Source organism: Amycolatopsis sp. NPDC041971, from assembly GCF_055588925.1.
Window position 1 is genome coordinate 38276 of record NZ_JBVJCE010000017.1, and the last position, 12982, is coordinate 51257.

General features: G+C 68.8%; 13 protein-coding genes. 12 read left to right on the forward strand and 1 reads right to left on the reverse strand.

Annotated features, from left to right (window positions below; genetic code table 11):
• Positions 1–45: 45 nt before the first annotated feature.
• From ACZ6DT_RS29300 to ACZ6DT_RS29355, 12 genes are all read left to right on the forward strand, one after another.
• Positions 46–420, forward strand: coding sequence for a MerR family transcriptional regulator (locus tag ACZ6DT_RS29300; RefSeq protein WP_465601702.1), 375 nt, complete (start codon positions 46–48; stop codon positions 418–420).
• 51 nt (positions 421–471) lie between these two features.
• Positions 472–1800: an MATE family efflux transporter gene (locus ACZ6DT_RS29305; protein ID WP_465601238.1), complete on the forward strand. Its 1329-nt coding sequence runs from the start codon at positions 472–474 to the stop codon at positions 1798–1800.
• 200 nt (positions 1801–2000) lie between these two features.
• Positions 2001–3311: an MFS transporter gene (locus ACZ6DT_RS29310; RefSeq protein WP_465601241.1), complete on the forward strand. Its 1311-nt coding sequence runs from the start codon at positions 2001–2003 to the stop codon at positions 3309–3311.
• Positions 3312–3340: 29 nt separating this feature from the next.
• Positions 3341–4264, forward strand: a complete 924-nt coding sequence (truB, locus tag ACZ6DT_RS29315; RefSeq protein WP_465601245.1) for a tRNA pseudouridine(55) synthase TruB — start codon at positions 3341–3343, stop codon at positions 4262–4264.
• Between the two features lie 215 nt (positions 4265–4479).
• On the forward strand, positions 4480–5442 hold the full coding sequence (locus tag ACZ6DT_RS29320) for a bifunctional riboflavin kinase/FAD synthetase (protein ID WP_465601248.1): 963 nt from the start codon (positions 4480–4482) through the stop codon (positions 5440–5442).
• A 114-nt stretch (positions 5443–5556) separates the two neighbouring features.
• Positions 5557–6039, forward strand: coding sequence for an XRE family transcriptional regulator (locus tag ACZ6DT_RS29325; protein WP_465601251.1), 483 nt, complete (start codon positions 5557–5559; stop codon positions 6037–6039).
• Positions 6040–6144: 105 nt separating this feature from the next.
• Entirely contained in the window at positions 6145–6654 is a 510-nt protein-coding gene (gene thpR / locus ACZ6DT_RS29330; RefSeq protein ID WP_465601254.1) for an RNA 2',3'-cyclic phosphodiesterase, read from the forward strand.
• 128 nt (positions 6655–6782) lie between these two features.
• Positions 6783–7052, forward strand: coding sequence for a 30S ribosomal protein S15 (gene rpsO / locus ACZ6DT_RS29335; protein WP_003084034.1), 270 nt, complete (start codon positions 6783–6785; stop codon positions 7050–7052).
• Positions 7053–7303: 251 nt separating this feature from the next.
• Positions 7304–9568 (forward strand): polyribonucleotide nucleotidyltransferase, encoded by a 2265-nt coding sequence (locus tag ACZ6DT_RS29340; RefSeq protein ID WP_465601256.1) that lies wholly within the window; start codon positions 7304–7306, stop codon positions 9566–9568.
• Positions 9569–9662: 94 nt separating this feature from the next.
• Positions 9663–11027 carry a M16 family metallopeptidase gene (locus ACZ6DT_RS29345; protein WP_465601259.1) on the forward strand — a complete coding sequence of 455 codons (1365 nt, stop codon included), beginning with the start codon at positions 9663–9665 and terminating at the stop codon, positions 11025–11027.
• On the forward strand, positions 11024–11770 hold the full coding sequence (dapB, locus tag ACZ6DT_RS29350) for a 4-hydroxy-tetrahydrodipicolinate reductase (RefSeq protein WP_465601262.1): 747 nt from the start codon (positions 11024–11026) through the stop codon (positions 11768–11770). The genes ACZ6DT_RS29345 and dapB overlap by 4 nt, the downstream gene beginning before the upstream one ends.
• Positions 11767–12216: a tetratricopeptide repeat protein gene (locus tag ACZ6DT_RS29355; RefSeq protein WP_465601265.1), complete on the forward strand. Its 450-nt coding sequence runs from the start codon at positions 11767–11769 to the stop codon at positions 12214–12216. The genes dapB and ACZ6DT_RS29355 overlap by 4 nt, the downstream gene beginning before the upstream one ends.
• 18 nt (positions 12217–12234) lie before the next feature.
• Here the strand turns inward: ACZ6DT_RS29355 and ACZ6DT_RS29360 are convergent, their stop codons facing one another.
• The gene (locus tag ACZ6DT_RS29360) at positions 12235–12756 is read right to left on the reverse strand and encodes a YqaA family protein (protein WP_465601268.1); all 522 of its coding nucleotides are present in this window, start codon (positions 12754–12756) and stop codon (positions 12235–12237) included.
• Positions 12757–12982 lie beyond the last annotated feature (226 nt).

The window sequence follows — 12982 nt, forward strand, 5'->3', positions numbered from 1 at the left end:
CGACGCTAAAGTCTCACATCTATGGCAGAGTCAAGCGGAGAACTCATGCGGATCGGCGAGCTCGCGCGCCGCACCGGGGTCAGCCAGCGGTTGCTGCGTTATTACGAAGACCAGGGCCTGCTCGCCCCGATCCGGCGTGCGAGCGGGTATCGGGAGTACGCCGAGGCGGACGTGCTCGTGGTGGCGCACATCCGGAATCTCCTCGCCGCCGGCCTGTCCACCGCCACGATCGCCGACGTGCTGCCGTGTATGGGCAGCGACGGTGTCCAGCTGATCGCCGATTGCCCGGAACTCGTCGACGACCTTTTTCGCGAGCGGGAACGGATCTCCGCGTCCATCGACACACTCGAAACCGCCCGCGCCACCCTCGACACCATCATCGCGACCGCGCCCCCGTCCCTCGTGGCCTCGCGGCGGTGACTTGCCGGTTTCCCGGCGTCCGGGACTGTCGTAGCCGGCCATTAGTCTGCGGTGGTGCCTGAAGCTTCCGAACTCGACGAGCGCGTCCCGCCGAAACGCGTACTCGGCCTCGCCGTTCCCGCGCTCGGCGTCCTCGCCGCCGAACCGCTGTACGTCCTGGTGGACACGGCCGTCGTCGGGCATCTCGGAGCGCTTCCGCTGGCGGGGCTCGCGGTCGGCGGTGTCGTGCTGTCGCAGGTTTCCAGCCAGCTGACGTTCCTGTCGTACGGCACCACATCGCGCACGGCACGACTGCACGGTGCCGGACGTCGTGGCGACGCGGTCCGCGAAGGTGTCCAGGCGACTTGGCTCGCGGTGATCGTCGGGCTGGTCGTGATCGTCGCGGGGCAGCTGCTGGCCGCGCCCATCGCCCGGGTCCTCTCCGGGGACGCCGCGATCACCGACGCCGCCGTCTCCTGGCTGCGGATCGCGCTGTTCGGCACGCCGTTCATCCTGATCACGATGGCGGGCAACGGCTGGATGCGCGGTGTGCAGGACTCCGCGAAACCGTTGCGCTATGTCTTGGCGGGCAACGGGATCTCGGCCGTGCTGTGCCCGCTGCTGGTGTACAGGGCGGACTGGGGGCTGGAAGGTTCGGCGATCGCGAACGTCGTAGCGCAGGTGATCTCGGCGTCGCTGTTCATCGTGGCCCTGATGCGGGAGCGGGTGGCGCTGCGCCCGGAGCCGAAGGTGATGCGCGCCCAGCTCGGCCTCGGCCGGGATCTGGTGCTGCGCAGCCTCGCCTTCCAAGCGTGCTTCGTCTCCGCCGCCGCGGTCGCCGCGCGGACGTCCACCGAGGCGGTCGGCGCGCACCAGGTCGTACTGCAGCTGTGGACGTTCCTCGCCCTCGTCCTGGACTCGCTCGCGATCGCCGCGCAGTCGCTCGTGGGCGCCGCCCTCGGTGCCGGTGCGAGCAGACGGGCGCGCGGTTTGTCGAACCAGATCGCCGTGTACGGCCTGATATTCGGCTGTTTCCTCGGGGTCGTGTTCGCGTCGGTGGCCGGGGTGCTGCCGCAGGTGTTCACCTCGGACGCGGCCGTGCTCGGGCAGATCCCGCACGCGTGGTGGTTCTTCGTCGCGCTGCAACCGATCGCCGGGGTCGTGTTCGCGCTGGACGGCGTCCTGCTCGGCGCGGGCGACGCCGCCTTCCTGCGCAACGCGACGTTGCTGAGCGCGGCGCTGGGGTTCCTGCCGCTGATCTGGCTGTCGCTCGCGTTCGGCTGGGGGCTGGCCGGGATCTGGACCGGGCTCTCGCTGTTCATGCTGCTGCGGCTGGCGACCTTGCTGCTGCGGTGGCGCTCGGGGCGGTGGGCCGTGGAAGGCGCCGTCCGCGCTGCCTGACCCTCCGCATTTCGTCCTCTGAATGCGGTACTTGCGCGTGCAACCACCGCATTCAGAGGACGAAATGCGGGAGAAAGCGGCGTGTGGCGAAAACCACCCGGGTAACGACTAGGTTTCGTCGTTGCTTAGGAGTTACAACTATATGAGGCGGCAGCGCGGGCGTCACTTGTTGCCCGGAGCCGTCATCGAGGAGGAACACTGTGACAGGCCGAGCCGCCCGCCGGTCCTGGTTCATCTGGTTCGCCGCCGTCACCGTCTATCTTCTCGCCGTCTTCCACCGCACGTCGTTCGGCGTCGCCGGGCTCCAGGCCGCCGACCGCTTCGGCGTCGGCGCGGCCGCGCTCGGCACGTTCACCGTGCTGCAGGTCGGCGTCTACGCCGCGATGCAGATCCCCACCGGTGTCCTCGTCGACCGCTACGGCCCGCGCCGCGTGCTCACCGGCGCCGTGTTCTTCCTCGGCCTCGGCCAGATCCTGCTCGCGGTCGCCGATTCCTACCCGCTCGGCCTGCTCGCCCGCGGCGTCGTCGGCTTCGGCGACGCGCTGACCTTCGTGAGCATCCTGCGGCTGATCGCCGCGCACTTCCCCGGCCGCCAGTACGCGCTGCTCGCGGCGTTGACCGGGGCGATCGGTTACGTCGGCAACCTCGCCGCGACCCTTCCGCTGGGCCTGCTGCTCGACGGTCCCGGCTGGACTCCGACCTTCCTCGCCGTCGGCCTGGTGACCGCGCTCTACACCGCCATCGTCGCCCTCCGCGTCGAAGACATCCCACGCGGTGTGCCGGAGCCCGTCCGCGAAAAGGTGCCTCCGAAGGTGCTGGGACGCCAGGTCGCCGACGCGTGGCGCACCCCGGGGACCCGGCTGGGCTTCTGGGTGCACTTCAGCACGATGTTCGCCCCCAACGTGCTGACCATGCTGTGGGGAGTCCCGTTCCTGGTGCAGGGACAGGGATATCCGAAGGCCACCGCGAGTTCGCTGCTGATCGTCTTCGTGTTCGGCTCGATGATCGGCGGCCCGATCGTCGGCGGCTTGATCGGGCGGCGGCCGTCGTTGCGGATGCCGCTCGTCGGCGGGTACATCGGCGGCGCGGCGGTGATGTGGGCGGTCCTGCTCGGCTGGAACGGGACGGTCCCGGTCGCGGTCCTGGTCCCCGCGTTCGCGTTCCTTTCCCTCGGCGGCCCCGCGTCGATGATCGGCTTCGCCCTGGCGCGGGACTACAACCCGCTCTCGCGCGTCGGCACCGCGACCGGTGTCGTGAACGTCGGCGGCTTCGTCGCCACGACGATCTCGGCGCTCGCGGTCGGCGTGCTGCTGGAGTGGACGGGCGGCACGTTCCGCCTGGCGCTGCTGTCCGTCATGGCGGTGCTCGCGTTCGGCACGTTCCGGATGCTCGTGTGGTGGCGGCGCACCCGCGCCGTGCTGTTCGAGGCCGAGGCCCGCGGCGAGGAGATCCCGGTGCAGATCCGGCGCCGCCGCTGGGACGCCGATGCGCCGCTGCCCGTCTCGTCCTAGGCGAAGGCCCGAAAGATAGGGTTCGGCCCGTGTCGCGCCCCAATCAGGTTCCAGCCAAGAAACGTCCCGCTCCGCCGCCCGGTCTCGTCATCGTCGACAAACCGTCCGGGATGACCTCCCACGACGTCGTCGCCAGGGCGCGGCGCTTCATGGGCACCCGCAAGGTCGGGCACGCCGGCACCCTCGACCCGATGGCCACCGGCGTGCTGGTGCTCGGCATCGAACGCGCGACGAAACTCCTCGGCCATCTCGCGCTGGACCGCAAGACCTACCTCGCGACCCTCTCCTTGGGACTGTCCACCACGACCGACGACGCCGAGGGCGAGCCGATCGCCGAAGCCGCCCCGGAAACGGTCGAAAAGATCACGGACGACGCGATCGCCGCCGGGATCGCCCTGCTGACCGGCGACATCCAGCAGGTGCCGAGCGCGGTCAGCGCGGTGAAGATCGACGGCAAACGCGCGTACGCCCGGGTCCGTGCCGGCGAAGAGGTCGTGATCCCGCCGCGTCCGGTCACCGTGCACCGCTTCGATCTGCTCGCCACCCGCCGCGAGGCGGGCCGGATCGAACTCGACGCCGTCGTCGAGTGTTCGTCCGGGACCTACGTGCGGGCGCTGGCCCGCGATCTCGGCGCCGGGCTCGGCGTCGGCGGGCATCTGCTCGCGTTGCGGCGCACCACCGTCGGGCCGTTCACCCTCGGCAAGGCCCGCACTCTCGATCAGCTCGAAGACAACCCGGAACTGTCGCTGGACCTCGACGCCGCCGTCGCCGCCGCGTTCCCGCGCCGCGATCTGGACGTCCGCATGGCACAGGCGGTCCGATATGGACAAAGGGTGCCCGCGGCCGGGATCGAGGGAACCTACGGGATGTTCGGACCGGACGGCCGGGTGCTCGCACTCGCCGCGGACGAAGGTGAACTGGCCCGCTCGGTGGTCGTGCTGCTGCCCGCCTAGTGTCCGTCGGTGAACCGCGTCCGCGATCGATGTCGGCAGGGGGCAGCCTGGTCAGCCACGTCACGACGGTGGACAAGGCGTCCTGTCACCGCGATGGCGGAGCCTTCGGGCGGGGCGGGTTCACGCGTCGGTCGCTTTCCGGGGTACCTCCTCGGCTTTCGCCAACTGGCACTTAGGGTGGTGCACGGAGTGGGCCTGAGGAGACGGGGCTAGAAGTGCAGCGTTGGCGTGGTTTGGGTGACCTTCCCGGGAGCTGGGGACGGTGCGTGGTGACGATCGGCGTCTTCGACGGCGTGCATCGCGGTCATCAGGAGCTGATCTCGAGGACGGTCCGCGCCGCCGCCGAACGGGGCGTGCCGAGTGTGGTGCTGACCTTCGATCCGCATCCGTCGGAGGTGATCCGGCCGGGTAGCCATCCCGCGCAGCTGACCACGTTGCGCCGCAAGGCGGAACTGGTCGAGGGCCTGGGTGTCGACGTCTTCTGCGTACTGCCGTTCACACTGGAACTGTCGAGGCTGACAGCGCACGAGTTCGTGCACGAGGTCCTCGTGGACAAACTGCACGCGGCGGCGGTGATCGTGGGGGAGAACTTCACCTTCGGCGCCAAGGCCGCCGGTGACGTCAACCTCCTCCGCACCCTGGGGAAGCGGTTCGGCTTCGTCGCGTACGGCGCGGAATTGCAGGGGCTGCTCGCGCAACAGCAGACCGAGAACGAGATCACCTTCTCCTCGACCTACGTCCGCTCGTGCATCGACGCCGGAGACGTCGTCGCGGCGTCCGAAGCGCTCGGCAGGCCGCACCGGCTGGAGGGCATCGTCGTCCGGGGTGACGGCCGGGGCCACGATCTCGGTTACCCGACGGCGAACCTGTCGACGCCGCGTTTCGCGGCGGTGCCCGCCGACGGGGTCTACAGCGCCTGGTTCACCCGTTCGTCGGATTCCGGCCGGCGGCTGCGTGCCGCGGTGTCGGTCGGGACCAATCCGACCTTCTCGGGCCGGGAGCGCACCGTGGAGGCCTTCGTCCTCGACATCGACGAGGATTTCTACGGCCAGCACGTCGCGCTCGATTTCGTCGCCAAGCTGCGGGATCAGGTCCGTTTCCCGACGTCGGAGGGTCTGGTGAAGCAGATCGACGAGGACGTCGCCCGGACCAGGGAACTGCTCGGCGAGCAGGACTGATCGTTTCGGCCTCGGCCGGAAGACAATCGACAAACACGCCCGTCCACGTGCGTTCCGGTGGCAAGATGTCACGGACCGCGCATGGCGTTCGATGGGGTTAGGGGAGCGGACCAGGTGGAGGACCACAAAATCGTCCAGCGGAACATCGCGCTGCAGAGGGAGTGGTACGGGGAGCCGCTCGGCGATCGCGTGCGGAGACTGGTCGTCGCCTTCGACATCTCCCAGGCCTTCCTCGCCGAGGTCCTCGGCATCAGCGCGCCCATGCTCAGTCAGGTGATGAGCGGGCGCCGCGCGAAGATCGGGAATCCGGTCGTGCTCGCCAAGATGATCATGCTGGAGCGCAAGGTGCTGGTGCCGGCGGTCGCCGCGGGGGACCGCAAGGCCATGCAGGAGGCGCTCGAGGACGTCCGCGATTCGCGGCCGACGGTGGGCAGGGACAGCATCCCGGTCGGCGCCGTCGCCGACGACCAGGGTGTGCTCGTGGCCCTGCGGGACATCGGCGAGGACGAAAACCTCACCGAAGCCGCGAAGCTCCTCGACGACGATTTCCCCGCGCTGGCGGACCTGCTGCGCCGGGCGGCGAGGAGCGGTTCCTGACGTGACTCGCGTGTCTGACGACGTGATTCGTGTGATGGGGGCGGAACTCACGAGTTACGCACGCAATCACGTGAGTCACGGCTCTGATCACGTGAGTCACGCGCCATGACGCTCTTCAGTGCGTTGATCCCGCCGGACGGTGTCCTCGACGAGGTGGCCGCCGCGCTGGGCGCATCCGAGGACGAAGGTTTCCGCTGGTCGACGCGGGAAAATTGGCATGTAACCCTGGGCTTCTACGGCGAGGACGACGCGGACAGGCGAGACGAGTGGCTCGCCGGACGGCTGGCCGGCGCGGGCCCGATCGGCCTCCGGCTGGAAAAGGCCGCGACATTCCCCGGGGTGCTGTGGTTGAGTGTGGTCGGAACCGGGCTCCACGAGCTGGCCGCGAAGGCCGGTGCGGGGAGTGAAGGCAGGCCGTATGTGGCCCATCTGACACTGGCCCGCTTCCCCCGCGACCGGCCGGAAGCCGCGAGCGCGTGGGTGGAGCGGCTGGCCGGGTTCACCAGTGAGACTTGGACGGCGACCGAAGCCGTTCTGATGTGCAGTGACCGTGAGCAAGGGTCCTCGCGCTACCGGGTGATCCGGTCGTACGCGTTGGACCACGCCCGCGCCTGAAGCCGCTGATCACGAGGCTGGTAGCCTTCATGATTGGGTCCGGCTGCAGTCCGTGGCGGCCGTGACCGTCTCACCCGGCGTGAAGACATCGTCCGGGCCGCACGGCACAGATATCTAGGAGCACCACAGTGGCGTTGTCCACCGAAGAAAAGAAGTCGATCCTTGCCGAGTACGGCGTGCACGACTCGGACACCGGATCTCCCGAGGCCCAGGTCGCGCTGCTGACCAAGCGCATCGTCGGCCTCACCGAGCACCTCAAGGCTCACAAGCACGACCACCACTCCCGTCGCGGGCTTCTGCTGCTGGTCGGCCGCCGCCGCCGGCTGCTGAACTACGTGATGAAGGTGGACATCGAGCGTTACCGTGCGCTGATCCAGCGTCTCGGCCTCCGCCGATAGCTTGAACCCGAGGGGGAGTGGCCACGACGGTCGCTCCCCCTCGGTCTAAGACAAGAAGCTCTGTCTTTTCGAAGAGCGTGGCGCGAGCGCGCACGAGGAACCGTTCGCCGGTCCTCGGTAGTGGTTCCCGGGTAACGGCCCGGGGGCTTCGATCGAAGACCGGCCTCACTCCTCGAGCGTCCGCAGGCGAAACAGGTCCCAGGGTGGGAGACTCGCGCCGTTACAGAGGATCAAAAGAGGAGATACACTCTATGACCGACTCCACCGGAGTCACCGTGCACGAAACCGAAGCCGTGATCGACAACGGCCGTTTCGGCACCCGCACCGTTCGCTTCGAGACCGGCCGTCTGGCCCGTCAGGCCGCCGGCGCCGTCGTCGCGTACCTCGACGAAGAGACCATGCTGCTCTCGGCGACCACCGCGTCGAAGCACCCGAAGGACCACTTCGACTTCTTCCCGCTGACCGTGGACGTCGAAGAGCGGATGTACGCCGCCGGACGCATCCCCGGCTCGTTCTTCCGTCGTGAGGGTCGCCCGTCGACCGACGCGATCCTGACCTGCCGCCTGATCGACCGGCCGCTGCGCCCGTCGTTCACCGACGGTCTCCGCAACGAGATCCAGGTCGTCATCACCGTCCAGAGCCTCAACCCGGACGACCCGTACGACGTGCTCGCGATCAACGCGGCTTCGGCCTCGACCCAGATCGCCGGCCTGCCGTTCTCGGGCCCGGTCGGAGGCGTCCGTGTCGCGCTGATCGAGGGCCAGTGGGTCGCGTTCCCGACCTGGAAGCAGCTGGAAGAGGCCACCTTCAACATGGTGGTCGCCGGCCGCATCGTCGGTGATGACGTCGCGATCATGATGGTCGAGGCCGAGGCCACCGACAAGACGCTGGACCTGATCGCCGCGGGCGGTAAGTCGCCGGACGAGATCGCCGTCGCCGAGGGCCTCGAAGCCTCGAAGCCGTTCATCAAGGTGCTGTGCGAGGCCCAGCAGCAGCTGGCCGACGTCGCCGCCAAGCCGACCGGCGAGTTCCCGGTCTTCCTCGCCTTCGAGCAGGACGCGTTCGACGCCGTCGCCGCGATCGCGACCGACGAACTCGCGAACGCACTGACCATCGCCGGCAAGCAGGACCGCGACAACGCGACCGACCAGGTCAAGGCCGCGGTGCTGGAGAAGGTCGGCCTCGGTGAGGGCGAAGCCTTCGCGGGCCGCGAGAAGGAGATCGGCGCGGCGTTCAAGGCCCTGTCGAAGAAGATCATGCGCAAGCGCGTCCTCACGGACAAGATCCGCATGGACGGCCGCGGCCTGACCGACATCCGGTCGCTCGCCGCCGAGGTCGCCGTGATCCCGAGGGCGCACGGTTCCGCGCTCTTCGAGCGTGGAGAAACGCAGATCCTGGGCGTCACCACGCTGAACATGCTCCGCTTGGAGCAGCAGATCGACTCGCTCTCCCCGGAGACGCACAAGCGGTACCTGCACCACTACAACTTCCCGCCGTTCTCCACCGGCGAGACCGGTCGCGTCGGTTCCCCGAAGCGGCGCGAGATCGGCCACGGCATGCTCGCCGAGCGCGCCCTGGTCCCGGTCCTGCCGAAGCGTGACGAGTTCCCGTACGCGATCCGCCAGGTCTCCGAGGCGCTGGGCTCCAACGGCTCCACCTCGATGGGCTCGGTCTGTGCCTCGACCATGGGTCTGCTGAACGCGGGTGTCCCGCTGAAGGCGCCGGTCGCCGGCATCGCGATGGGCCTTATCTCAGACGAGGTCGACGGCGAGACCCGCTACGTCGCGCTGACCGACATCCTCGGCGCCGAAGACGCCATGGGCGACATGGACTTCAAGGTCGCCGGCACCAAGGACATCATCACCGCGCTGCAGCTCGACACGAAGCTCGACGGCATCCCGTCGGAGGTCCTCGCCGCCGCGCTGAAGCAGGCGAAGGACGCTCGCCTCGCCATCCTGGAGGTCATCGCCGAGGCGATCGACGGCCCGGACGAGATGAGCCCCTACTCCCCGCGCGTCACCAGCGTGAAGGTTCCGGTGGACAAGATCGGCGAGGTCATCGGCCCGAAGGGCAAAATGATCAACTCGATCACCGAGCAGACCGGCGCCGACATCTCCATCGAGGACGACGGCACGATCTACGTCGGTGCGGCAGACGGCCCGTCGGCGGAGGCGGCGATCGACCTGATCAACGCCATCGCCAACCCGCAGCTGCCCAAGGTCGGCGAGCGCTTCCTCGGCACCGTGGTCAAGACGGCCGCGTTCGGCGCGTTCGTCTCGCTGCTGCCGGGCAAGGACGGCCTGGTGCACATCTCGAAGCTGGGCAACGGCAAGCGGATCAACAAGGTCGAGGACGTGGTCAACGTGGGCGACAAGCTCCGCGTCGAGATCGCCGACATCGACAACCGCGGCAAGATCAGCCTGATCGTGGTCCAGGAAGAAGACACGGCGGACGCCAAGGACGCCAAGGCCGCCGAAGGCGAGAAGGCCGACGCTCCGAAGGCCGACGCCCAGTAGGTCCGGCCAGATCGATGTGAACCGTCAGGAAAGGGTCGTTCAGGACATTTTTCGTCCTGAACGACCCTTTCCTGACATGTGAGTAAGGGATCCGTTGGCTCGTCAGATCTTTGGGCACGAACAGCCCGTCGGCAGCACCCGCACGCTGGAGTCCACTTCGGACGGCGCGGTGGTCAAGCGCAGTGTGCTGGCCGGTGGCCTCCGGGTCATCACCGAACATGTGCCCGCCTCCCGGTCGGCGACGGTCGGGCTGTGGGTCGGCGTCGGATCCCGTGACGAGCCTTCGTCGGTCGAGGGTGCGGCGCACTACCTCGAGCACCTGTTGTTCAAGGGCACCACGAACCGCGACGCCACTCAGATCGCCGAAGAGATCGACGCGGTCGGCGGCGAGTTCAACGCCTTCACCGCGAAGGAGCACACCTGCTACTACGCGCAGGTGCTCGACGAGGACCTGCCGCTGGCGATGGATCTCGTCACCGACGTCGTGTTCGAGGCGCTGTGCACGGACAAGGACGTCGAGACCGAGCGCAGTGTCGTACTCGAAGAGATCTCGATGCGCGACGACGACCCCGAAGACCTGCTGCACGAGACGTTCGTCGGCGCGATCCTGGGCGATCACGCGCTGGGCCGTCCGGTGCTCGGCAGCGAGAAGTCCATCGTGGAGATGTCCGCGTCGGCGCTGCGCGGGTTCTACCGGCGCCGCTACACGTTGCCGCGGATGGTGCTCGCCGTCGCCGGGAACATCGAGCACGCTCAAGTGCTTCGCTTGGTACGCAAGGCTTTGCGGCACAAGCTGACGGGTACGGCGACGCCCGTGGCGCCGCGCGGCGGCCGTGCGCGGATCGCGATGGTGCCGAAACTCGCGCTGCACACCGACGACACCGAGCAGGCGCACGTGATGCTCGGCCTGCGTTCGCTTTCACGGCACGACGACCGCCGTTTCGCGCAGTCGGTGCTCAACGCCGCGCTCGGCGGCGGGATGAGTTCGCGTCTGTTCCAGGAGGTCCGCGAGAAGCGCGGGCTGGCGTACCAGGTGTACTCGTCCGTCGCGAGCTACGCCGACGCCGGGCACATGGCGGTGTACGCGGGCTGCCAGCCGGAGAAACTCGGCGAGGTCGCCGGGCTGATCCGCGAGGTGCTCGAAGTCGTCGGCAAGGACGGGCTGAGCGAAGCCGAGGTCGCGCGGGCGAAGGGGCAGTTGCGGGGCGGGCTCGTGCTCGGTCTCGAGGACACCTCGTCGCGGATGTCGCGGATCGGCAAGAACGAACTGAACTACGGCCGCTATCTCGGCGTCGACGACACGGTGGCGCGGATCGACGCCGTCACCACCGAAGAGGTCTGTGCGCTCGCTCGCACTCTGCTGCGCGGCCCCGGTGGCGTGTCGGCGGCGGCGGTGGTCGGGCCGTACGCTCACGCCGACGACCTTCCGGACGACCTGCACGAGGTGATCGCATCATGACCGCTGGAATTCGCGTCGGTGTGCTGGGCGCACGCGGCCGGATGGGCCAGGAAGTGGTCAACGCCGTCGACGGCGCCGACGACATGGACCTCGTCGCCGCGCTCGACGCCGGTGACGATCTTTCGGCGCTCAAGCAGGCGCAGGTCGTCGTCGACTTCACCCATCCCGACGCGGTGATGGGCAACCTGGAGTTCTTGACCGGCAACGGAATCCACGCCGTCGTCGGCACCACGGGGTTCAGCGAGGAGCGGCTGGAGAAGCTGCGCTCGTGGCTCGCGGCCGACCCGTCGGTCGGCGTGCTCATCGCGCCGAACTTCGCGCTCGGCGCGGTGCTGGCGATGCGGTTCGCCCAGCAGGCGGCGCGGTTCTACAACTCCGCCGAGGTCATCGAACTGCACCACAACCGCAAGGCCGACGCGCCCTCCGGTACCGCCGCGCACACCGCGCGGCTGATCGGCGAGGCTCGCGCGGAAGCCGGACTCACTCCCGGCGAAGACGCGACGACGTCCGAAGTGGACGGTGCCCGCGGCGCACTCGTCGAGGACGTCCGCGTGCACTCGGTCCGGCTGCCCGGACTGGTGGCGCACGAGGAGATCCTGTTCGGCGGCGAGGGCGAGACGCTGACCATCCGGCACGATTCGCTGCACCGCACGTCGTTCATGCCGGGCGTGCTGCTCGGCGTGCGCTCGGTGCTCACGCGGCCCGGCCTGACGGTCGGTCTCGAGAACATCCTCGACCTGTGAGGGCCCGCAATCTCGCGCTGGTCATGACGGCCGCGCTCGCGGTCTACGTCGTCCTGCTGGCGGGCCGTGCGATCGTGCTGCTGCGCAGCGGTGAGACGGTGCCGGTGATCTTCGGCATCGGGGTCCTGCTGCTGCCGCTGCTCGGGGTCTGGATCATCGCGACCACCTGGCGTTCCGGCGTCCAGATCCAGCGGCTTTCGCGGCGGCTGGACGAAGAAGGCGGTCTGCCCGACGTCTCCGATCTGCCCCGGCGGCCTTCGGGCCGGGTGGATCGCGACGCCGCGGACGCCTGGTTCGAGGAGCGCCGCGCCGAGGTCGAGGCGGATCAGGAGAACTGGCGCGTCTGGTATCGGCTGGCGTACGCGTACGAGATCGCCGGCGACCGGAAACGGGCCCGCGCGACGATGCGGCGCGCTGTGGAACTCGAAGCCGCTTCCCGCACTTAGAGGACTAAACGCGGGATGTCAGTAGTGGAACCAGCCCGCGAACAGGGTGGGGGAGGCGGCCAGCACGCTGAACCGCAGCCAGCGGCCGAGGAACCCGGTGGCCAGGAAGCTCGCCAGTGGCATCCGCACCAGCCCCGCGAGGACACTCGTGGCCATGTACGGCGGCAGGCCGAGGACCGAACTCACCCCGTAGGTGCCCGCCATCCAGCGCGGATGCCGGTGGCAGCGTTCGCGCAGGGCGTCGAGCCGGGCACGCATCTTCTTGGTCCGTGCCTGCCACCGTTCCCGGCGCGGAGTCGGCGGCCGCTCCCGGTGCAGGCGGTCGTGCAGCGGTTTCGGGAGCTTGATCGTGCCCTTCGCGGCGAGGTAGTAGAACGTCTTCCCGCCCACCTGGCCCGCCGCGACGATGGCGCCGAGCAGTAGCCACGGCATCGTCGGCTGGCTCGCGCACAGGCCGATGAGGAACATCTCGATGCTGACCACGGGCAGGATCGCCGAACCGAAGGCGACGCCGAACGACAGGAGCAACCAGCCCACCATCGTTGCCTCCCCGTTATCTTCGTTCTCTCCAAGTTATCAGCTGAAAATGAGGACGCACTGGGGACAGCCCCCGTTCCCGACTTCGGGGCCGCACCAGAAGATCACCTGTTCGTCGGCTCGCGGCCACCTGCCGCTGCCATGCTGAATCCGTGGCCGACGTGCACGACGCGGTCCGCGGCGAGGGTTTCGCGGATCGCTTCGCCGACTTCTGCGCGGCCGTGGTCCG

Excerpts from the sequence above, each read along its gene's own strand:
- ACZ6DT_RS29300 (WP_465601702.1), top strand. The coding sequence starts at position 46 with ATGCGGATCGGCGAGCTCGCGCGCCGCACCGGGGTCAGCCAGCGGTTG.
- thpR (WP_465601254.1), top strand. The coding sequence starts at position 6,145 with ATGACGCTCTTCAGTGCGTTGATCCCGCCGGACGGTGTCCTCGACGAG.
- ACZ6DT_RS29340 (WP_465601256.1), top strand. The coding sequence starts at position 7,304 with ATGACCGACTCCACCGGAGTCACCGTGCACGAAACCGAAGCCGTGATC.
- dapB (WP_465601262.1), top strand. The coding sequence starts at position 11,024 with ATGACCGCTGGAATTCGCGTCGGTGTGCTGGGCGCACGCGGCCGGATG.
- ACZ6DT_RS29360 (WP_465601268.1), bottom strand. The coding sequence starts at position 12,756 with ATGGTGGGCTGGTTGCTCCTGTCGTTCGGCGTCGCCTTCGGTTCGGCG.